The following is a 20905-nucleotide window of genomic DNA, read 5'->3' as shown; positions in this document are numbered from 1 at the left end:
AATGAGACCAAGTTTCGTGCAGATCGCGATCGTGATCCTCATCATCGTGATCATCTTCGGCGCGCCCAAACTGCCGCAGCTGGCCCGGAGCCTGGGACAGTCGATGAAGATCTTCAAGTCCGAGGTCAAGGACCTGCGCGACGACGATGAGGACTCGACGACGAAATCCACCGAACCGGGAGCACTCAACCAGAACTCCTCGAACGACTCGACCACGGCGACCGGTGGGACCACCGGTGCGGATGCGCCGAGTCGGGAGAAGCAGGACCCGCAGTCTCACGAGAAGTGAAAGAGAACAGTCAGCGGAGAGCCTCTCGTTCACGGAAGAAGAATCCTGAGAAGAAGATGCCCGTCGTCGGGCACCTCGTCGAGCTGCGCAACCGCGTCATCATCGCGGCCATCGCCATCGCAATCGGTGCGGTCGGCGGCTGGTTCCTCTACGATCCCGTCCTCGACATCCTGCAGGAGCCGATCCGGACCATCCGTGACAACGGGGGACGAATGGCGGAGATCAACTTCGCCGGAGTCGCCTCTCCGTTCGATCTGAAGATCAAACTCTCGTTCTTCATCGGGCTCTTCCTCTCCTGCCCCATCTGGCTCTACGAGATCTGGGCCTTCATCGTCCCAGGACTCAAAAGCAAGGAGAAGCTGTACTCGCTGGGGTTCCTCGGCGCTGCGATTCCGCTGTTCCTCGCCGGGTCGACGATGGCGTTCTTCGCCCTGCCCAATGCCGTGAAGGCGCTGACGTCGTTCACGCCCGAAGGCGGAACGAACATCATCCCTGCTCAGGACTATCTGAGCTTCGTGATGGTCATCATCGTCGTCTTCGGTCTCGCGTTCGTCCTGCCCGTGCTCATGGTGGGACTGAATATGCTGGGCATCCTCTCGGCAGAGCGGATCAAGAAGTCATGGCGCATCATCGTCATGCTCGTGTTCCTGTTCGCCGCCATCGCCACCCCGACGCCCGACGCGATGTCCATGTTCTTCCTCGTCATCCCCATGATGACGCTGTTCTGCCTGGCATGGGTGATCTGTGTGTTCAACGACCGACGACGCAAGAAGCGCCTCATCGCTCAGGGCCTGTGGGTCGATGAGGACGAATTCACCGACGAAGAGAAGAATGACTGATTCCACTCGCCCCTCAGATCCAACCGCTGCGGAAGAGACGCTGAGTCCCTCCGCCGCCTACGCCGACTTCCGGGCGCGCGCGGACTTCGCCCGCACTCCCTTGGGGCGGTTCATGGCGCGCACCGACTTCGAACTCGACGACTTCCAGATCGAGGCCTGCAGCCACCTGCAGGAAGGTGAGGACGTCCTCGTCACAGCACCCACCGGAGCGGGGAAGACGCTCATCGCCGAATTCGCGGTCGAACTCGCCCGCGACGAAGGCAAACGGGTCTTCTACACCACACCGATCAAAGCGCTGAGCAACCAGAAGTTCAATGACCTCGCCACCGTGCACGGGGCCGAGAACGTCGGCCTGCTCACCGGTGACACCTCGATCCGGCGGGATGCGCCGATCATCGTGATGACCACCGAGGTGCTGCGCAATATGCTCTACAACGATCTCGGGGGCCTGTCCGACCTCGGCTTCGTCGTCCTCGACGAAGTCCACTACCTTGCCGACAGGTTCCGCGGACCCGTGTGGGAAGAGGTCATCATCCATCTGCCCGATCGGGTGCAGATGGTGTCGCTGTCGGCGACGGTGTCGAATGTCGAGGAGTTCGGTGCGTGGCTGCGGGAGGTCAGGGGCCCCACGACGATCGTGTCGACCAGTCACCGCCCCGTGCCGCTGGTCAACCATGTCCTCGTCGGCCATCGCATGTTCGACCTGTTCACCCACGCCGATTCCGACCGGATCGACCCCGCGCTCAATCACGCCACCCGCACCCACGGGGGACCGCGTTCGAAACGCGCCCGTGCCACCCGAGCCCGGTTCCGGCGCCCCAGCCGCACGCAGGTCGTCGCCTCCCTCGCCGAGGCGGCCATGCTGCCCGCGATCATGTTCATTTTCTCCCGCAACGGCTGCGATGAGGCCGTCGAGCAGTATCTGAGCACCGGAGTCGATCTGAACTCGCGCGAGGAGAAGACGATCGTCAATGCTGCGCTCGAGGCGCTGCGGGATGACATCGCCGACGAAGACCTGGGCATCCTCGGCTACCACACGTTCCGCGAGGGACTGCTGCTCGGTGTGGCCGCACACCATGCGGGCATGATCCCCCAGTTCAAACAGCTCGTCGAAGAGCTGTTCTCGCAGGGCATCATCAAGGTCGTCTTCGCCACGGAGACCCTCGCTCTGGGCATCAACATGCCTGCACGCACTGTCGTGCTCGAAAAGCTCGTGAAGTTCAACGGCGAAGCCCATGCGATGATCACTCCGGGGGAGTACACGCAGCTGACCGGACGGGCCGGACGCCGCGGCATCGACCGGATCGGACATTCGGTCGTCGTGTGGCATCCGACCATCGAAGTCAGCGAACTCGCCGCCTTGGCGTCGAACCGGTCGTATGCCCTGAACTCGGCGTTCGGACCGACCTACAACATGACTGCGAACCTGCTTTCTCGGATGAGTTCGGCGGAGGCGGCGAAGGTCCTCGAGACCTCGTTCGCGCAGTTCCAAGCCGACAAGGCCGTCGTCGGTCTGGCACGGAAGGTGCGCAAGAACGAAGACACGATCGCCGCGTATGAGAAGTCGATGCACTGCGACCTCGGGGACTTCGCCGAATATGCGCGTCTGCGCCGGGCGATTTCGGACACGCAGAAGCAGGAGACGCGGACGAAGTCGCGCAATCGGCAACGCGATATCGTCGAATCCCTCACCGCGCTCAAGGTCGGTGATGTGGTGACGATGCCGGCCAAACGGGTCGGCGGCCGTGCCGTGATCATCGCCCCGATGAGCAGCCGGGATGGAATCTCCCGACTGCCCACAGTCCTCACCGAACAGGGCAAGGTCTGGCACCTGCGCCCGCATGAGGTGACCGAGCCGGTCGCCTCACAGGGCCGCGTGCGGGTGCCGAAGAAGTTCAACCACCGGCAGGCCGGCGATCGCAGGCAGCTGCTGGCCATCCTCGAATCCGCGATCGCCGACGGCCGAGTCGACCCCGACGCGCACTGGGAGTCGAGTCGGGAACGTCACGGTGAGAGCACGACCGTGGCCGAACTGCAGGCGCAGATGCGCGCGCACCCGTGCCACGACTGCCCGGATCGGGAGATGCACGCCCGGTGGGCCAACCGCGCCGACAAGCTCATTCGGGAGAACGATTCCCTCATCGCCCGCATTGAGGGCCGCACGACCTCAATCGCCCTCGTGTTCGAACGGGTCCAGGACGTGCTGCGCGGCCTCGGCTTCGAACCTGCCGAGTCGACGATGCTGCGTCGCATCTACGGCGAACGGGATCTGCTGGTGGCGCTGACGATCCGCGCCGGGCTGTGGGAGAAGCTCAATGAGCCCGAACTCGCAGCGTTCGCGTCGATCTTCGTGTTCCAGTCGCGCAGAGACACCTTGCATGCGCATCGGGCTCCGAGCGCCGATCTCAAGGTCGTCTGCGATGAGGCGGAGACGATTTGGCGTCGGCTCTTCCACCTCGAAGAGCAGCACGCGTTGGAGACCACCGATGAACCGGATCGCGGGCTCATCAGACCGATGTACCGGTGGACGGAGGGCAAGAACCTCTCCGAGTCGCTGCGCGGCAGCGACATCGCCGCAGGCGACTTCGTTCGCTGGGCGAAGCAGAGCCTCGATCTGCTCGGTCAGGTCGCCGAGGTCATCGACGACGACACCGCAGTGCGGATCCGACGGACGATCGACGCCATCCGTCGCGGAGTCGTCGCCGACTCCTGACCGTGACCGCTCAGCGGCGGATCAACGTTCGGCGATTCCCCAACGCTCAGTGACGCTTCATGCTCAGCGGCGGACCTTCTTGACGATGTTCTCGATGTCCGAGCCGAAGGCGTTCTCCGTCGTCAGGTAGGTCCACGTCGACGAGGGTCGCTTGAGGCCGTGGGACTCGAGATCGATTCCCTCGGCCGTGATCTCGGCCTCCGCGATGGTGGTCTTCGAATCCTCGATGACATCGGACCAGAATGAGGAGAAGACGCGGATGGATTCCGCGTTGAACGCCTCATGCGGCTTCTCCCGCGCGAAGGTGCGCAGGTGGATGCCTTCGCGCAGATCGTTGAGGAACGCCAGATGATCGACCCAGCGGGAGTCGAGGTGGAAGAGCATGACTTCCCGCAGCACCTCGTCGAGGAGCTCTTCGGAGTGTTCGGCCGCGATCTGCTCGGCTCTGTCGCCGAGTTCGCTGCGCAGCTGTTCGACAGGACCGTCGTCCTTGCGGATCTCCGTGCGACGTTCCAAGACGAGTTCTCGCTGCTTGGCCATGAGCTCGTTGAACCGCCAGGTGTCGCGGTGCAGTGCCGTGTTCTGTCCCTCTGCGATGCGCTGAGCATGTTCGACGAGGCCGAGGGCGCGCTTGGAGTCGATGAGTCCGGTCTCGTCGCCTTCGGAGACGAACCGTTGGATCTCCGGGACGCGAGTGACCAGCTCATCTTCCAGACTTGTGAAGAACACTGAGGTTCCCGGATCTCCCTGTCGCCCGGCACGACCGCGCAGCTGATCATCGAGGCGGGAGGACGGATAGCGTCCGGCTCCGATGACGAGCAGACCGCCTGCCTCGGCGACGTCGTCATCGGCGAGCCGGATATCGGTGCCGCGCCCCGCCATCTGCGTGGACACCGTCACGGCTCCCGGCGCACCGGCTCCGGCGATGATCTCGGCCTCATGAGTGTCGTCCTTCGCGTTGAGGACTGCGGCGTCGATGCCGCGTTCGCTCAGGCGCTGGGCGAGTGATTCGCTTTCGGCCACCGACGAGGTGCCGATGAGCACCGGCCGACGGCGGGCGTGGTTGTCCGCGACTTCCTCGACGATCGCGCGCTCCTTCGACTCCTGATAGGTGAAGAGGCGGTCGGGTTCGTCGATGCGGACGACCGGCAGGTGGGTGTCGATGGGCACGATCTCGAGATTGTAGAACTCGCGCAGATCGTCGCCGACGGCCAGAGCCGTGCCCGTCATTCCGCACACTGTCTCATAGCCGTGGACGAGTTCTTCGACGGTCATCTGGTCGAGGATCTCACCGCTGTCGGTGGTGCCGAGGTTCTCTTTGGCTTCGACGGCGGCCTGGAGTCCGTCGGGCCAGCGCTGCAGCTCCGCGACGCGTCCGCGGGACGAGGAGATGAGTTTGACCCGACCATCGACGACGAGATAGTCGACATCGCGTTTGACCAGGGCTCGAGCGTAGAGTGCGAGGTTGACGGCGGCCAGCGTCTCGGAGTCCTCACCGAAGAGTTCGACATCGAGTTCCTCTTCGACACGGTCGACTCCGGCATCGGTCAGTGACACGGCGTTCCGGTCGGGGCTGACCTCGAAGTGGGTATCGGGGCTGAGTTCGGCCACGAGTGCTGCGATCGCGGCGTCGGCGTCTTCGACGCTGGCCGACCCGGCCAGGACGAGGGGGACACGGGCCTCATCGATGAGCACGGAATCGGCTTCGTCGACGATGACGACGTCGCGGTCGGGAACACGCAGGTCCGCATCATCGGTGAGGAAGCGGTCCCGCAGGACATCGAATCCGACCTCGGTCACCGAGGCGTAGACGACCTCGGCCTGATACGCCTGACGTCGTTCGTCGTCGTCCTGCGCCCCCGAGATCGCCGCCGACCGCACACCGAGGAGGTCGAAGAGCGGTTTCATCCACTTCCGGTCGCGCACGGCCAGGTAGTCATTGACGCTGACGACGTGGACGCGGCGTCCCTGCAGGGCGTATCCGGCTGCGGCCAAGGCTCCGACGAGGGTCTTGCCCTCACCGGTCGCCATCTGCACGATGCTGCCTTGGAGGAGCCCGATGAGTCCGCGCAGCTGTGTGTCATACGCGGTTTCGTCCAGGGCACGCGAACCGGCCTCGCGGGCGAGAGCGCAGTAGCGGGTGAGCATCTGCTGCTGGCTTCCCGAGGCGAAGACCTCGCCGGCGGCCTCGGTGAGTTCGGCATCGCTGAGCTCGGAGTATTCACGTCCGGCAGCGGCGAGGTCCTCGGCCGCGCGTTCGAACCAACCCGTTGCCTTCTCCGCGTGAGCGCCGGGTCGGTTGAGCAGGCGTGAAAAGAATCCCATTGTCGTCCTTCGTCGTAAGTGCGTCGGTGTCGAGTCTAACGTTCAGGGCATCGGCCACGAACCGTCGACGACGGCTTCGGCGTTGCCCTTCTTCCGCAGCCAGGCCTGGAGTCCCGCGGCCTGTGAGCGTTTCCATTCGGCTTGGGCGCTCATGATCTCGCCATTGCTCAGACCCGCGATTTCCGTGGACTTTTCGGCCAACGCTCGGGAAATGTCCAGTGCCGCGAGCGCGTCGGCGGCAGCATCGTGGGCGTCGAGGAGGTCGACTCGGTAGGTCTTCGCAGTGTCGACGAGTGTGCGCTTTCCCCTGCGGTACGGATCGATGTGCTTGTCGAGGACGAAGGTGTCGACGATCGTCGGGATGATCGATGCGAAGTCGATGTCCGGGCGATGGCGGGCCACCTCGGCGGCCATCACGCTCAGATCGTAGACGACGTTGTGACCGACGACGACGGCACCTTCGTCCTTGAGCGCGGCGAACTCATCGCAGAGTTCGGTGACGACTGCGGCCGCCGGCGCACCGTTGGCTTGAGCGTACTCGGTGGTGATGCCGTGGACGGCGCGTGCCGACTCGGGGATGTCGATGCCGGGATCGGCCAGCCAGGTCCGCGTCTGCGTCGCCGAGTCGACGAAGGCGGCGGTGACGATGCGGGCCGTGGCCGGGTCGACTCCGGTCGTCTCGAGGTCGAAGCCGACGAGCCGGGACTGCACCCACGTGCCTGCCGCGCCGCCGGACCGCCCGGTCTCCGAAGACGGTCCACGCGCCGAGCCCGGTGCCGTTGAGGACTGTGCGAGCGGGGGAGTGCCGTCCTGCTCGGCCCTCGCATCGTTGATCCCCGGACCGTCGGCCCTCGACTCACCGGGGTGCGAATTGTCTGCGCTCGAACCAGCGGTCTCCGAACCGCCGCCTGCAGATTCGAGTGCACCGATGAGATTGTCGACGGAACGGCGGATGTTCTGTCCTTCTGCGGCTGCGAGGACCGAGGCCCGGTCGAAGCGGTTCGGCACGGCACTGAGATCCACGCGATGGTCGACATCGGTGAGGCAGCGCATGACTTCGAGCGTCTTGTACAGGGTGTCTTCGACGTCGATGATGGTCGCCGCCCGCTTCGGACTCAGACCGCCGGTCTTCACACCGGCCTTCGCAGCCTTGATGATGGACTCGAGCGAACCGAAGTTCGCCAGCAGCGTGGCAGCGGTCTTCTCCCCGATCCCCGGAGCCCCGGGCAACCCATCCGACGGGTCGCCGCGCAGGGCCGCGAGCTCACGATAGCGGGGCCCATCGGGCACTCCGTAGGCACTCGGCAGATCGGCCTGAGTCACTGACTCCCATTCCCCGCCCTTACGAGGACGCAGAACGCTTACGTCGGTGTCCGCATCGATGAGCGCGAGCAGGTCACGGTCGGGGGAGACGATGATCACTGGAGTGGTCGACTCGGCCGCCATGGTTGCGATGACATCATCGGCCTCGGTTCCGGCCACCTCGGCGATGGGGATGCCCGCGGCAGCGAGCACGCGGTTCAAGATCGGCAGCTGCCCGGCCAATTCGGGCGGGATCTCCGTGCCGGCGTCCTCGTCCTTGACCCGGGCTGCCTTGTATTCGGGCATGATCGCGGTGCGGAAGGCCGGGCGCCAGTCCGCGTCCATCGTCGCCACCACACGGGCGGAATCGAAGCGGCGGATCATCTGGGCGACGGTGTCGAGCACCCCGCGAACAGCATTGACCGGCTGACCGTCATCGTTGACGATCGAATCCGGCACCGAGTAGAAGGCGCGGTAGTACAGTGCAGGCGTATCGAGCAGAACCAATGGCTTCACATCAGGTGACGATACCCGACCCTCCTGACACAGGTGTAGCCGCGTGTGCGGACGGTGTAGCCTGTCGGCTGTGACTATGTACTTTGGTGGAGATGTTTACAGCAGTGTCGACCCGTTTGCCACGGCACTGGGATGTGCTGACGGCAAGGTCTCGTTCATCGGTTCCGATGAGGCGGCCAAGGCCCTGGACCCCGATGCGATCGACCTGGAGGAGGACTTCCTCACACCCGGATTCGTCCACGCCGGGCTCGTCCTGGACGAGGCGGCCCTGAGTGCGCAGGAGCTGTACGACGCGGGCTTCACCCATGTCCACGCCCTCGGCAGCGCCGAGGCAACCGCCCGGTTCACCGCAGGAGCACCGGAGGGCCTGTCGGTCGTGGCCTATCCGACCCTGACCGACGAGGGTGCCGATCCCGCTGCTGCCGGTGCCGGTGCAGTCGGCGGGCGGGCCTCGATCGATGCCGCACGGCTGCTCAGCGAACAGACCCTGCCCGAGCTCAGCCTCTTCGTCCTCATCGATTCGAATGAGCGCCTCGGCGAGGTGCTCGAAGCACTGTGTGCCGACCCGGCGTTAGCGCAGCGGTGCGGATACCGACTGCGCCTCGACTTCACCATCGCCGACGAGCTGGTCGAAGCCCTGGGCCGCAGCGGGGTCGCGATCACCGTCGACCCGGTGCGCCCTCAGCCTCTGGCGCAGCTGTTGGCCGCCGGCGCGCAGGTCTCGTTCTGCCATTCGGAGTCTTCTCCCTGGGCAGGAGTGCGCGCCGCCGTCGTCGGCGATCACGGCATCGGCGCCCGCGCCGCCTTCAACGCAGCGACTCGATTCGCCCATCGAGCCGCCGGCAACCCCGAGGGCGGAGTGCTGGCCCCGGGAGCCGACGCAGACATCGTGCGCTGGCAGATCGAACGTCTCGTCGTTCAGGTCGCCGATCCGCGTGTCGCGGCATGGAGCACCGATCCGCGTTCGGGAACACCCGGGCTGCCGGAGCTCGCACCGGACGTGTCGCTGCCCACACGAGTCGCCCTCTGACTCGATATCCGAGACATGATGTCCAGCCGACACGCCAGCGAAGTGAAACTTTCTTCGGCTAGTTGTGAGCCTCTGACCTGGGGATTCACTCATCAGCCCAGGTCACAGCGATTTTGCAAAGTCGTGCCCGGCATCTAGATTCGAGGAGAACATTCTGCGAGAAGCGGGATGGAGTCGACACTCCCGTCATTAGACAACTCGCTGCGTCCGCGGCGTGGCCCGAAGGCGGGGGTGTCGACTCAATATCACAGGCACCGACCGCGTATCGTGGAGTCCGTGCTTTCCAAGATCCTCGTCGTCATTCCGACCTACAACGAACGACTCGCCCTCCCCGTCACCCTCTCCGGGCTCTTCGAACAGCAGCCGGAGATCGATGTCCTCATCGTCGATGACGGCTCGCCCGACGGCACGGGGGAGTGGGCAGACGAACAGGCGCAGTCGGATCCCCGCATCAGCGTCCTCCACCGGAGCGAGAAATCGGGCCTGGGCATGGCCTATATCGCCGGATTCGAATGGGCTCTGGAACGCGACTACGAGATCATCTGCGAATTCGACGCCGACGGATCGCACCGTCCGCTCGATCTCGAGCAGCTGCTGTCCGTGGCTCGGGCGGGTGAGGCCGACCTCGTCATCGGATCACGGTGGGTGCCGGGCGGCACGATCGTCGACTGGCCGAAGTCGCGGTTCTTCCTCTCCCGGGGAGCCAACGTCTACGTCAATGCCGCGATGGGTCTGGGAGTCAAGGACGCGACCGCAGGTTTCCGCGCCTACACCCGCGAGGTGCTCGAAGAACTCGACCTCTCCGGTGTGCAGTCGCAGGGGTACTGCTTCCAGATCGATATGACCTACCGCACCGTCGAAGCCGGCTTCCGCATCGCCGAGGTTCCCATCGTCTTCGTCGAACGTGAGCTCGGCGAGTCGAAGATGAGCGGATCGATCATCTCCGAAGCTTTCACGAAGGTCGCCGGCTGGGGATTGGCTCGTCGCCGCAGACAGCTGCGCCGACTGCTGACCCGCACCAGCGCACTCACGTGATTCCCCTCCACGTACTACCTGGCGGGTCGCCAGCAACCCGGGCTGCTGGGGACCCGCCAGGACTATTCAATTCTTGTCAAGCGGCCTGGTTTGTGTAGTTCGGTGCCTCGAGAATGCGTTAAATGGACCGTGCGGAATACGGCTTCATGCACCAGATGGCACTCATCTTCGTCGTCTCTTCCCCGAGCCGATTGGCCATACAAGTTCTGATCTACCAGATTTTGGGTCGACAGGTTCGCTTAACCAGCGTTGGTACACTGGTTCCTATACGTGCACCTCTCTGTCGTGTCATCCGAGCCCGCACCATCCGGCACTGCTGGGACCGTATTGATGGTGTCAGAGCTGCTTGCTGGGTCGTTGCCTTTTAAGCGAATCAGCGCCGCTGCTCGCCGTGGAGTTCCAAAGTCCCTTCAGTGTTGCCTTCTCCTGTGGTCCGAACAACTCAGTCGGGTGCATCATAGATATGCCTGCCGCGTCGACACTGGTTCCTACTTGGTGCGGGCCAGCCCGATTTTAAGCGTGGTGCGGAATCGGTGACAACTGCCTGAACCGACCTGACTCGAAGTGCCTGATCAGTCTGGGAGAAGGTCCCGGACCGATCGTCCCGGTTCTTTCGGGTCCTACCGATCTTCTTGAGGAAACTCGTGCCTGCCCATTGACCTAAAACATAGGCGCACCCCCGGCATCGGCCTGATCCCGCTTGACTCACGACCGCAGCGTTTCCGGGAAAGCGCCGAGCGTATCACCGGTGCGGTGGGAAGATGCCGCGGCGGGCACCGCGGGTCGTCCTCGAGAGCGTCGAGGACCATGTTGACAGCTCATTCAGGAAGTCCGGAGCGGGTATCTCATTTTGGGGGTATGACAGTGAAGTTCTCTCCGTGGCTTCACTGTCTCCATCATGGTTCACTACTCGATTTCTGAGATCGACCCGCTTGAGACTATACTGCTAACAACAGGGCCGATTGAGAGGCGAGGGACAGTGAACGACGCTGCTGACTTGTTGCAACAGGTACCGCTCTGGCTCCGTTTCGACTTCACTTCTGCGTCATGGATCGTCGCCGTAATTTCCTTAACTTTATGCTCGCTCTATCTGGCAGGAGCATTCAAGCTATGGTCTCAACGGCGATTTTGGAATCCGGCCCGGTTGCTTTCCTTTGTTTTGGGTTGCGTTATTGCATTCCTCGTAACGACTTTGGGAGTGAACGCGGCCGCGCCGCATTCGCTGACCGCGCTGATGTTTCAACAGATCACTTTATTGACCGTGGTCCCTCCGCTTCTACTCACTGGTGCCCCCGGTGTGCTTTTGCTCCGAACGATGCCACACGGCGGATTTGGTGGAACCATCCTCCGAGCGGCTCTCGGCGGGCTACGCTCGAAGTGGACAGGCATGTTGCTCCATCCCGCAGTTCCAATTATTTTTGCTCTTCTGGCATTTCCCGTCCTGTACCTGAGCGATGCAATCAGCATATTCGTATCAACTCGGGCCGGAATGGAGTTCCTGCTGGTGATGTTTCTACTCGGTGGAATCCTTGCCGCTGTTCCACTCTGGTCGGTTGATCCACTGCCTCGAGCGCAGTCCTTTCCCTCCCGATTCTTAGACATTGCCATTGAACTGCAGATTCACGCCATACTCGGACTAACCTTTCTGCGAATGGGTCGGCCTATTTTCGAACAGTATTCAATGGCGACTAACGGAATCGATCCTGTCTACGACCAGGCGGTTGCGGGTGCACTTCTATGGACATACGCCGAAATGCCGTTGTTCCTCGTGCTTATCATCTGTCTGGCTCGCTGGTTTGCGCAGGAACAGAAATCACACAAGATCAATCAGTCGAGTGAGGACGCGGCAATGGATTCTTACAATGAATACCTTTTAGATCTTAGCGACCAGGATAGAATGCATAAACAGCACTGAATCTGTTCCCGTCTGAATCTCGTGAGCAACATCGACAAGTTGCTACAGCCCCTTGGCAGCACCCTCGCTGACCGGCAACACCCCGAAGCCATCGATGACGACAAGATCGGCTCGCAGCAACCGATCCAGGTTCCTCGTCATCACATCATCGGTCTCATAGGCACGGATCAGCGCACCTAAGCCCTGATTCACAGTTCTCGTGATGTCCGACGACGGTGGCCTGACTGGGAGTTGTTCCTCTGACGGGGGAATATAGTAGTGCCTAAGTTGACATCCCGACGCGCAGGAGGTAGTGTTCGCCATTGCGCGTTATCACCCATTCGTCACTGATAGTCACTTGTCGCCAGTCGAGGCCGATCGCCGACATGCGTTCAATTTTGCCTCGGCTCCTGCCCCGGCGCCGGGTATGGGGCTGGTCCGGGGCGATTCACTCCACAGAAGACGATTCTTGCTATCACTGCACGGTTGGCAAGAACGGACAGACGCCTCAACATTCATTTCACCTTCTTGGACAACTCAGGCGTAGAGTCGGTTTACAGGCTCTTCACATTTAGGAGTGTAATCGGGGCCTGAATCCTCCCGTCTCGAGCAAGCTCCTGGCGATGTAGTGGGTGAGGTTGCGGAACCCCAGCGGCGACCCGCGCAGGTGTTCCAGCCTGCCGTTCAACGCCTCCGTCGGACCTGACTTGCTTCACTTAGGCTGATTTTGGGTTTTGATTCGGCATCGGTGCTGGTGAGAGTGCTGTCATGCGCGGAACTGGGACACTAAACGGGTCCGTAGAATGAGTGTATGAGCCTGCGACTGAGGAAAGTCCCGACCGCGTCCGGGGCAACCGCGGTCCAAATCGTGACGAAACGCCACGGCAAACTCACCGTTATCGAACACCTCGGTTCCGCCCACACCCCGGCACAGTTGGCAGCACTCGAAGAAGCCGGCCGCGAGAAGATCAACGAGTCCACCGGTCAGCTGTCTTTGGACCTCGACACCGGAAACAAGGTCTCTGCTGGTTCACGTCGACGGGTGAAGGGATCGGCATCGCGTGTGCTTATCGATACGGTCCGCACCGCTTATGACAGGCTGGGCTTCCACGTCGTCGACGACGAAGCCTTCTTCCAGATCGTCCTCGCTCGCATCGTCGAACCCACCTCGAAGTCCGACAGCATTAGAGTCCTTGACGAACTCGGTGCCGATACCAAACAGGCTCATCGTCGCTGATGCTGGAATGCTCTCAGCCGCGAACCTGAAGGCCATCGATGACGCCGGGCTGAGGTTCATCGTGGGATCACGACAGACGAAAGCACCAAATGATCTGGCAACCTACTTCACCTGGAACGGCACGAACACCGAAGACGGGCAACTCGTCGATACCCTGACACCACGAGCCACCGTGGCGTTGAATAAGAACCGGACTCTGACTCGTGCCGAACCTGTGTGGTCACCTGCGGACCATCCGCACGCCTGGCGAGCAGTGTGGCAATACCGGCGGAAACGAGCCGTGAGAGACCGGGAGACGCTGAATCTGCAACGCAACCGCGCCATACGCATCATCGATGGGGAATCGAAACCGAAAGCAGCACGGTTCGTCAAAACCAAGGGGTCGACGAAGGTCTTCGACGAATCTGGGTATGACAAGGCCGTCGGGTTGGCCGGTTGGAAAGGGCTACGTCACGAATATCGCAGCAAACGTGATGTCGGCCAACGATGTCGTCGGGTCTTATCATGACTTGTGGCATGTCGAGCAGTCATTTCGGATGTCGAAGACTGACCTTCGAGCCCGTCCGATCTTCCATCGCACTCGTGACGCGATCGAGGCGCACCTGACGGTTGTGTTCACGGCGTTGGCTGTATCGAGGTTCATGCAGGAAGCGACGGGGCTGTCCTTGAAGAAGATCGTGACCACACTGCGGCCTTTGCGTGAGTTCGTGGGCGAGATCGATGGGCACGAGCTCGTGTTCCCACCCGACATCCCTCCAACCGCCGCGAAGCTAATCGAAAATGTCGAGAATTTCGGGCCCGGGTCGGGACACTAAAGTGAAGCAACTCAGGTCAGACCATTCGACGTCCCCGGCCGATCGAAATACGCCAACACATCGACAACGCGCTTCTTCAATGTCCGACCCAGCCGGCGCAACTCAACAAGACCGGCAGGCACCCCCGACGAGATCGACTCGATGATCGCCTGCAGCGACTTCTTCCCCGCGGCTCGGTCCGGGTTGCGGTAGGCGGTGATGATGTCCTGGAACACGCTCCAGGTCACTTCGACATCAGCATGATTGTCATCAGCGAAGAGCGCGACGATTCGCTGTTGCTGCCGCTCGGTGAGTAATTGACACCCGGTGTGCAGGGTCCGCCGGGCCTGATACAACGGGTCACCCTTTTTGCCGCGGTGTCCGGTCGTTTCCTGCTGAACACGCCTGCGGACCTCGTCGAGACTGTCCCCGGCGAGACCCACGACGTGGAACGGATCCATCACTTCCACCGCGGCCGGAAGCTCTTCGACAGCCGCGGTCTTGAACCCGGTGGACCCATCCATCGCCACGACCTCGATACCATCGCGGAACTCCTTCGACCGTCCGGCCAGCCACGACTTGAACACCGCTTTCGACCGTCCCTCGACCATGTCCAAGAGTCTGGCTGGGCCTGTCTTATCGCGGATCGGGGTGAGGTCGATGATCACGGTCACGTACTTGTCGCTACGTCGGGTGTGCCGCCATACATGCTCGTCAACACCGATGACGGCGACGTTGTCGAACCGGGAAGGATCGTCGATGAGGACCCGCTGTCCTTCAGCAAGGATGGCGTCGTTAGCGGTATGCCAAGATACGGCGAGCTTGGCTGCGATGACGGAGATAGTGGCGTGATCGACAACGAGTGCTTTCAGCGCCCAGGCGAGACAAGTTCGGGAGATCTTCGCCCGGGCCGGGGCGGCTTGGTCGGTGTCATGGCGCCACACACGTGAGCAGAGTTCGCATTTGTAGCGCCGGAGTCGGATGACCAGGGTGGTTGGACGGTGTCCGAAGGGTTCGTGAGCTAGTCTCCGGGTCACGGTGTCGCGTGGCTTGCCGTGTCCGCCGCATCGGCGGCACCACTGATCATCGGTCGTTGGGGTGCACAGGAGAACTGTTTCTGAATCGGTGACGTGTTGGCCCTGACAGTGCAGGCCGAGTGTGTCGAGGTGGCAGAACGTGGTGAGGTCAGGGGTGGAGAACGTAAGGTGGTGCACGTCGAGGTCTTTCGGATGGTTTGTGTAGGAACTTCCATCTTCGAAAGGCCTCGACCTATTTCTGTGTAGCGACGCGCACCGGTTTTACACCCTCAACTGCGAAGAGCCCTTTTGAAGGTGGATCAGGGACAACACAGACAGTTTCCGGCGCGCATCAATCCCGAGGTCATTGGCCCGCAACAGGCCGGTCAGCGCATTGATAGTCCGCGTTTTCTCCTGGGTCATGGACTGGCGGGCCTTGACCAGGATCCGCAGTCCCTGACGCGGACCATCGGCCTGCCTGGGAAACCGCAGCCGCGACTCGTCCATTGATAGGACGGTGTGAGCGATCCTGTAGGCATCGATGCGGTCGTCCTTGCCTGTGGCATGGCGGTCGCGGGCGTTCATGCTGGCAGCCTCGGCGACCGTGTACCCGGCCTCGGCGACATTCTCAGCCAGGATCGCCCCGTAGGTGCCGATGCCCTCGATCACCCACAGGGTGTCCTGGTCCCCGCCTGTACGGCGACCGACCCAGTCCAAAGCCCGCTTCAGGCCGGCCTTGCTGGTGGGGAAATCGCGAGTATCGACATGCTCACCAGAACTGGTGAGCACGGCGTAGACGTGGTTCTTCGCGTGGGTGTCGACGCCGACGACAAACGCGTACAAATGCGAGATGATAGACATGACGGTTCATGATTCTCCCGTGTCAGAGCGGATAAGGTCCGACCGTCGAACGGTCGGCTCCGGCCCGGGGAGATAGTCACGTCGGAACACTACTGTGATGAGTCACGTTCGTTCAGGAACGGACAACCTTCTGATCAAGTTACCGATGTGGGCCGAGCCGGTGCCGACCGCCCACCGATCACCAGACAGATCCCGACGAAGACATCGTTGGAGTCAGTAGCAATTAGAGTCATGATGATCGATGGGACGGTCAGTCCCTACTCTGCCAGCTAGTCCCAGACCAGCCACCACCCATACTCGGGGCAACAATGCGGGGCACAGGCCCGATGGCCTGCGCCCCTTTTTTGATACCTGTCCGGGCTTTCACCCGTGGTTCAGCTCTGCGCGGGAACCTCTCCGCGACGGATCGCCAGGCGCTCGTCGAGGAGCACCTGGAGTTCGTCGAAGGACCGACGCTCGAGCAGCATGTCCCAGTGGGAGCGCACGTGCTTGACGGGGTCGCCGTCGGGCTCATTCACGCCGACGCGCACACCGATGCCGTGGATCCCGGAGTCCCACGTCGAGGGGACCTCGGCTTCGATCGAGAAGGGAACCTTGAAACGGGTTCCGTCCTCGCACTCGAACTCCACCATCTGACGCGGTGCCGGCTCGACGCCCTCTTCGGTTTCGAGGCTGCGCGAGCCCAACTGTGTTCCGCGGAGACTGCGTTCGCTCATATCTAAGACCTTCCGACTCGACTGCTCACCTTGGACGCAATGTAACAGTCTACCGTGTCCGTCTATTCCTTCGGGCCCATTACCCGAGACCGTCCCTGCGGCCCAGTGCCGCAGAGAGTTCACCGAGCCCTGTGTCGACATCATCGGTGACGATGCCGTCGACGCCGAGGTCGAAAAGGGCCTGCATTCTCTCTGCCTCGTTCACAGTCCACACGTGGACGAGCAAGCCCGCACTGTGGGCCCGAGCAACGAAGTCCGCAGTGACGACGGGAAGGCCCCTGAACCGTTCGGGCACCTGCAGGGCATCGATCTCCGGGACCAGGGCCAGCAGGCCATGAGCCGGCAGACCCGGCAGGCGACCGAGGGCGAAGAGCGCCGTCTCCGTGGTCCCCGTCGACGTGCGCACCCCCGGCAGCGCGGTGCGCAGTCGTCGCAGGGTGCCGGAGTCGAAGGAAGCGAGCCGGACGCGTTCGGCGGCGCCGAAGTTGTGCACGAAGCGGATCATCGGGCCGATGCTGTGCTCGGCTTTCACATCGATATTCCACTCGACGTCGGGAAGCGCCTGCAGCAGAGCCTCGAGGCGGGGCAGACGACCCCCGGCGATGAGGTCGATCCCATCGAGTTCGGCTGCCGTGAGCTCGCGGATGGCCTGGCGGCGTCCGGCGATGCGGGTGAGGTCGGCGTCATGGGCGGCGAAGAGGATCCCGTCGGCTGATGCGTGGACGTCGGTCTCCATCCAATGCACCCCCGCCTCCGCTGCCGCCGTGAACGCTTCAAGAGTGTTCTCACTCATTCCCGGCCACAGGCCGCCACGGTGCGCGATGATCTCTGGGTCTGCGGTGACCTCGGGCTGAGAATTCATGGTCCAATCCTAATCGGGTGTTGATTTCGACAGGAGCGTCATCAAGGATGGAGACATGAGCTCACACCGCGAACCCATCGAACCCGACTACGTCATCGACTCCACCGCGAAGACACCGACCGAACGGGCACGTCGTGCCGCCGGTCGTGCCTACACCGCGGCGAGCAGCGGAGTGAAGAACGTGCGTGAGGCCGCTTCGACGTCCCGCCTCATCGAAGCCACAGAAAGCAACGTCAACAAGGCCCTCGGTTCGCTGTCTCACGCCATCGACGACGCTGTGCGCAGCGGCAAGGTCGAACAGGCCTTCGACAAGGCACAGGAGAGAGTGACCTCGGGAGCTGCGGGAGTGCGCAAACTCGTCACCCGCAAGTCAGAGTGAACTTCCGGGTGAGCAGACTCTCACCTGTGTGGCACGCCGTTCGGGCGTGCCACATTGCATTTGTAACAGTTCCTTCATTAGACTCTCCCGCAGGTAACAATCCGATAACTTGGAGTCCCTCCTCGTGCGCACCGCCGCGATGAGGTCTTCCCCTGCACGCCTCCGAGTTGCCGAGACACACTCTGACGACGAGGAACATCACTGTGGGCAGACACTCAGCACCGAGCACACAACGGAGCGGTTCGCTCTTCTCCGCGCTGACGGCGAAGAAGAAGTCCGGTCGACACGCACCGGAACGCAAGGAGAACACCGCCGGGGGAGTGCTCGCCGCAGTCCGCACTCGCCCTGTGCTCTCAGCATTCATCGTTCCCACCGCGGCAACCGCCGCCGTCGTCGCCTCGAGCCTGGCTATGGCCCCCGGAGGCACGACGCCGACTGACCACGTCGTCGCCGAGGCCCCGGCCGTCGCACCTGTCGAACCGACGAAGGCGACCGACGAATTCCTCGCCAAGGCGAAGAAGCAGGCTCAGGAGAAGCCCGCCGACGTCACCATCGATACGAAGATCGAGACGCCGAGCCCCGAGCCGAGTGCGACCGATGCGAAGAAGTCGGACGAGAAGTCCTCGGGCGATAAGGAGTCGGAATCCGCCGGCGGGTCCGCCGCCGATGAGAACGACGGACCGTCGAACTCCGGGAAGTCCGCCGGCGAATCCGGCAGCTGCCCGATGTCCTACTACGGAGGCGGAGACGGCTTCGACGGGCAGCAGACCGCCAACGGCGAGATCTTCGATACGAACAAGCTCACCGCAGCCCACAAGACCCTGCCCTTCGGGTCCAAGGTGAAGATCACGAACACCGCGAACGGCAAGTCAGTGACCGTGCGCATCAACGACCGCGGCCCCTACCACGGCAACCGCTGCTTCGACCTGTCGAAGGCCGCGATGGAAGCCATCGGCGGCGTCGGCGCCGGACAGATCAACGGCAAATACGACGTCCAGTGATCGTGAGCCTCTGACTCTTCACCGATTCCTCTCCGCCGCGGCCCGCGCTTGATCGCGCAGGCCGCGGCGGATGTGCATCGGGGAGACGACCGTGAGGTCGGGGACGGTGATGAGCTGACTCACGGCCACCTCGGCGGGTTCCATCGGCAGCTCGATCTCCATGTCCTCGCCACTGACCCGTGCCCCCGCCAGAGCCGCCTCGGTGAGTCTGCCGGGCACGGCCCGCCGCAGATCATCGGCACGCGTCCGGGGCAGCCGCAGGCGGACCATGACGGTGCGCATCGACCGGTCGAACTCCTCCTGCGAGACTTCCCAATATTCGCCGAGGCGGAACTGCGGTGGTGCTGTGACCCGCAGATACGTCGGTTCGGCTGATCGGATCCGAGCGACCCGATAGGTGCGGGGAACGCCCCCGGGAGCCTGCGCCGCGAGATACCAGCGGCCGGCCTTGACGACGAGACCGAGCGGAATGAGGGTCCGCGGTCGAGCGCGCCCCTGTCTCTCATAGACGATGTTCAGCCCCCGCCCCGAACGCAGGGCCCCGACGATGGTGCTCAGCGCGTGCGGGTCCTCCTTGGCCATGAACCAGTCGGGACCGTCGACGAGGATATGCCGGGAGAACGCCGAGGCGGTCTCCGCGAGGATCTTCTCCCGGGCGGAGGCGAGTTCGGCCGAAAGACCGAGGTCTCCTGCCGCCGAGGAACCGACGAGCACCGAATCGACTTCATCCCGGGTCAGACCCGAGACCGGAGAGCTCCAATCGCCGAGGAGGCTGATCCCACCGCCCGGACCCGACTGGGTGAGGACGGGAACTCCGATGAGCGAGAGATCCGTCAGGTCCCGATAGACGGTGCGCTCCGTGACCTCGAGGCGACGGGCGAGTGCAGCAGCGGTGATCGGACTCGTCCGCGCGGCGAGGATGACGATCTCCGAGACGAGCCGCGCTGACTTCATGGTTCCCAGACTAATGACCATCACTGACATTGCCTGTCAGTGATCATCGTGCAGGCTCGTGCCATGACCACTGACGCAGCAGAGACCACGCCCCAGACCGCACCCATCGAACGCTTCGCACCATTCGCCGACCAGACCCTGAATGGCCGCATCGCTCTCGTCGCCGGAGCCACCCGGGGCGCCGGCCGTGCCATCGCCCGTGACCTCGCCCGTGCCGGCGCCTTCGTCCACTGCACCGGCCGATCGACCCTCGGGAGGCCCTCCGACTACGGGAGAGCTGAGACGATCGAGGAAACCGCATCGCTGATCACAGCCGAAGGCGGGCAGGCAGAAGCCCACGTCTGCGACCACCTCGAGCCGGCCAGGATCGCCGAGGTGATCCGCCGGATCGATGACCGGCACGGCCGACTCGACATCCTCGTCAACGACATCGGGGGAGAGGCCTACGTCGAATGGGGCACACCCTTCTGGGAGACCGACCTCCCCTCCGAGCTGCGCCTATTCCGAGCAGGCCTCCTGACCCACCTGCACACCGCCCATGCCGTACTGCCCCTGCTCACACGCAGCCCCGGTGGACTCCACATCGAGATCACCGACGGCACAGCAGCCTATAACGCCGGCCACTACCGGGAGAACATCCTCCTCGACCTGACGAAGACCGCAGTGAGCCGTCTGGCGTTCGGCCTCGGCCACGAACTGGACAAGGTCTCAGCGACCGCGATCGCCATCACCCCCGGGTGGCTGCGGTCGGAGATGATGCTCGATCACTTCGGGACGAACAAGACCGATTGGATGCGCGACTCGCTCGACGAATCCCGCACCGAACCGCCTCGCGACTTCGCGATCTCCGAGACTCCCCATCTGCTCGGGCGCAGCGTCGTCGCACTGGCCTCCGATCCGGACCGCCACCGCTTCAACACCACGACACAGGACACCCACGGAATGGCCACCCACTACGGATTCAACGATCTCGACGGATCGCGACCCGATTCGTGGAGCTTCATCACCACACTCGAAGTCGACCCTGCGGCGGATCCCCGCGAATTCCGCTGACGTCCCCAGCGTGTGCGGAATCCGCATTCGGTTGATCCGCCTTGGCACAGGCCCGGGACGTGGCTAGTCTGAAGCCACCCGAATCGCTT

At 63.0% G+C, this 20905-nt stretch carries 19 protein-coding genes and 2 pseudogenes; 13 read left to right on the top strand and 8 right to left on the bottom strand.

Going from position 1 to position 20905, the window contains the following annotated elements:
- Position 1 precedes the first annotated feature (1 nt).
- The 3 genes from tatA to L1F31_RS09500 are packed head-to-tail and all read left to right on the top strand — an operon-like array spanning position 2 to position 3841.
- The gene (gene tatA, locus L1F31_RS09510) at positions 2-289 is read left to right on the top strand and encodes a Sec-independent protein translocase subunit TatA (protein ID WP_265417065.1); all 288 of its coding nucleotides are present in this window, start codon (positions 2-4) and stop codon (positions 287-289) included.
- Positions 286-1128: a twin-arginine translocase subunit TatC gene (tatC, locus tag L1F31_RS09505; RefSeq protein ID WP_429860920.1), complete on the top strand. Its 843-nt coding sequence runs from the start codon at positions 286-288 to the stop codon at positions 1126-1128. Before tatA ends, tatC begins: the two co-directional genes overlap by 4 nt.
- Positions 1121-3841: a DEAD/DEAH box helicase gene (locus L1F31_RS09500; RefSeq protein ID WP_265417064.1), complete on the top strand. Its 2721-nt coding sequence runs from the start codon at positions 1121-1123 to the stop codon at positions 3839-3841. The genes tatC and L1F31_RS09500 overlap by 8 nt, the downstream gene beginning before the upstream one ends.
- A gap of 63 nt (positions 3842-3904) precedes the next feature.
- On the opposite strand, the gene secA2 is transcribed toward L1F31_RS09500, so the two are convergent.
- Positions 3905-6166, bottom strand: a complete 2262-nt coding sequence (secA2, locus tag L1F31_RS09495; protein WP_265417063.1) for an accessory Sec system translocase SecA2 — start codon at positions 6164-6166, stop codon at positions 3905-3907.
- A gap of 42 nt (positions 6167-6208) precedes the next feature.
- Entirely contained in the window at positions 6209-7984 is a 1776-nt protein-coding gene (locus L1F31_RS09490; RefSeq protein WP_265417062.1) for a 5'-3' exonuclease H3TH domain-containing protein, read from the bottom strand.
- A gap of 76 nt (positions 7985-8060) precedes the next feature.
- Between L1F31_RS09490 and L1F31_RS09485 the strand changes: the two genes are divergently transcribed.
- From L1F31_RS09485 to L1F31_RS09470, 4 genes are all read left to right on the top strand, one after another.
- Positions 8061-9014: an amidohydrolase family protein gene (locus L1F31_RS09485; protein WP_265420417.1), complete on the top strand. Its 954-nt coding sequence runs from the start codon at positions 8061-8063 to the stop codon at positions 9012-9014.
- Positions 9015-9290: 276 nt separating this feature from the next.
- Positions 9291-10049, top strand: a complete 759-nt coding sequence (locus L1F31_RS09480) for a polyprenol monophosphomannose synthase (protein WP_265417061.1) — start codon at positions 9291-9293, stop codon at positions 10047-10049.
- A 979-nt stretch (positions 10050-11028) separates the two neighbouring features.
- Entirely contained in the window at positions 11029-11964 is a 936-nt protein-coding gene (locus L1F31_RS09475; RefSeq protein ID WP_265417060.1) for a cytochrome c oxidase assembly protein, read from the top strand.
- A 21-nt stretch (positions 11965-11985) separates the two neighbouring features.
- Positions 11986-12144, top strand: a complete 159-nt coding sequence (locus tag L1F31_RS09470; protein ID WP_265417059.1) for a hypothetical protein — start codon at positions 11986-11988, stop codon at positions 12142-12144.
- Between the two features lie 370 nt (positions 12145-12514).
- Here L1F31_RS09470 and L1F31_RS09465 read toward each other — a convergent pair.
- A pseudogene (locus L1F31_RS09465) lies at positions 12515-12655 on the bottom strand (ISL3 family transposase); the annotation flags it as partial.
- Positions 12656-12754: 99 nt separating this feature from the next.
- Here L1F31_RS09465 and L1F31_RS18995 point away from each other — a divergent pair.
- From L1F31_RS18995 to L1F31_RS18985, 3 genes are read left to right on the top strand one after another with little or no spacing between them, the layout of a single operon-like run.
- A complete protein-coding gene (locus L1F31_RS18995; RefSeq protein ID WP_346732457.1) occupies positions 12755-13180 on the top strand; it encodes a hypothetical protein in 426 nt (141 codons plus the stop codon).
- A complete protein-coding gene (locus tag L1F31_RS18990; RefSeq protein ID WP_346732506.1) occupies positions 13137-13688 on the top strand; it encodes a hypothetical protein in 552 nt (183 codons plus the stop codon). Before L1F31_RS18995 ends, L1F31_RS18990 begins: the two co-directional genes overlap by 44 nt.
- Positions 13591-13995, top strand: coding sequence for an IS1634 family transposase (locus L1F31_RS18985; protein WP_346732456.1), 405 nt, complete (start codon positions 13591-13593; stop codon positions 13993-13995). The genes L1F31_RS18990 and L1F31_RS18985 overlap by 98 nt, the downstream gene beginning before the upstream one ends.
- Before the next feature lie 14 nt (positions 13996-14009).
- Here the strand turns inward: L1F31_RS18985 and L1F31_RS09455 are convergent.
- From L1F31_RS09455 to L1F31_RS09440, 4 genes and pseudogenes are all read right to left on the bottom strand, one after another.
- A pseudogene (locus L1F31_RS09455) lies at positions 14010-15188 on the bottom strand (ISL3 family transposase); the annotation flags it as partial.
- Positions 15189-15272: 84 nt separating this feature from the next.
- Entirely contained in the window at positions 15273-15851 is a 579-nt protein-coding gene (locus tag L1F31_RS09450) for an IS110 family transposase (RefSeq protein ID WP_265420371.1), read from the bottom strand.
- A gap of 374 nt (positions 15852-16225) precedes the next feature.
- Positions 16226-16567: an RNA polymerase-binding protein RbpA gene (locus L1F31_RS09445; RefSeq protein WP_092013842.1), complete on the bottom strand. Its 342-nt coding sequence runs from the start codon at positions 16565-16567 to the stop codon at positions 16226-16228.
- Between the two features lie 79 nt (positions 16568-16646).
- Complete coding sequence (locus tag L1F31_RS09440; RefSeq protein WP_265420370.1) at positions 16647-17429, bottom strand: glycerophosphodiester phosphodiesterase family protein; 783 nt, start codon at positions 17427-17429, stop codon at positions 16647-16649.
- 55 nt (positions 17430-17484) lie between these two features.
- Between L1F31_RS09440 and L1F31_RS09435 the strand changes: the two genes are divergently transcribed.
- Both L1F31_RS09435 and L1F31_RS09430 read left to right on the top strand, forming a co-directional pair.
- Positions 17485-17808, top strand: a complete 324-nt coding sequence (locus L1F31_RS09435; protein WP_265420369.1) for a hypothetical protein — start codon at positions 17485-17487, stop codon at positions 17806-17808.
- Between the two features lie 203 nt (positions 17809-18011).
- A complete protein-coding gene (locus tag L1F31_RS09430; RefSeq protein ID WP_265420368.1) occupies positions 18012-18809 on the top strand; it encodes a septal ring lytic transglycosylase RlpA family protein in 798 nt (265 codons plus the stop codon).
- A gap of 18 nt (positions 18810-18827) precedes the next feature.
- Here the strand turns inward: L1F31_RS09430 and L1F31_RS09425 are convergent, their stop codons facing one another.
- Positions 18828-19763: a helix-turn-helix transcriptional regulator gene (locus L1F31_RS09425; RefSeq protein WP_265420367.1), complete on the bottom strand. Its 936-nt coding sequence runs from the start codon at positions 19761-19763 to the stop codon at positions 18828-18830.
- A gap of 63 nt (positions 19764-19826) precedes the next feature.
- Here L1F31_RS09425 and L1F31_RS09420 point away from each other — a divergent pair, with 63 nt between their 5' ends.
- On the top strand, positions 19827-20816 hold the full coding sequence (locus tag L1F31_RS09420) for an SDR family oxidoreductase (RefSeq protein ID WP_265420366.1): 990 nt from the start codon (positions 19827-19829) through the stop codon (positions 20814-20816).
- Positions 20817-20905: the final 89 nt, after the last annotated feature.

Source organism: Brevibacterium spongiae (genome assembly GCF_026168515.1).
GTDB lineage: Bacteria > Actinomycetota > Actinomycetes > Actinomycetales > Brevibacteriaceae > Brevibacterium > Brevibacterium spongiae.
This window is presented reverse-complemented; position numbering and strand designations above follow the sequence as displayed.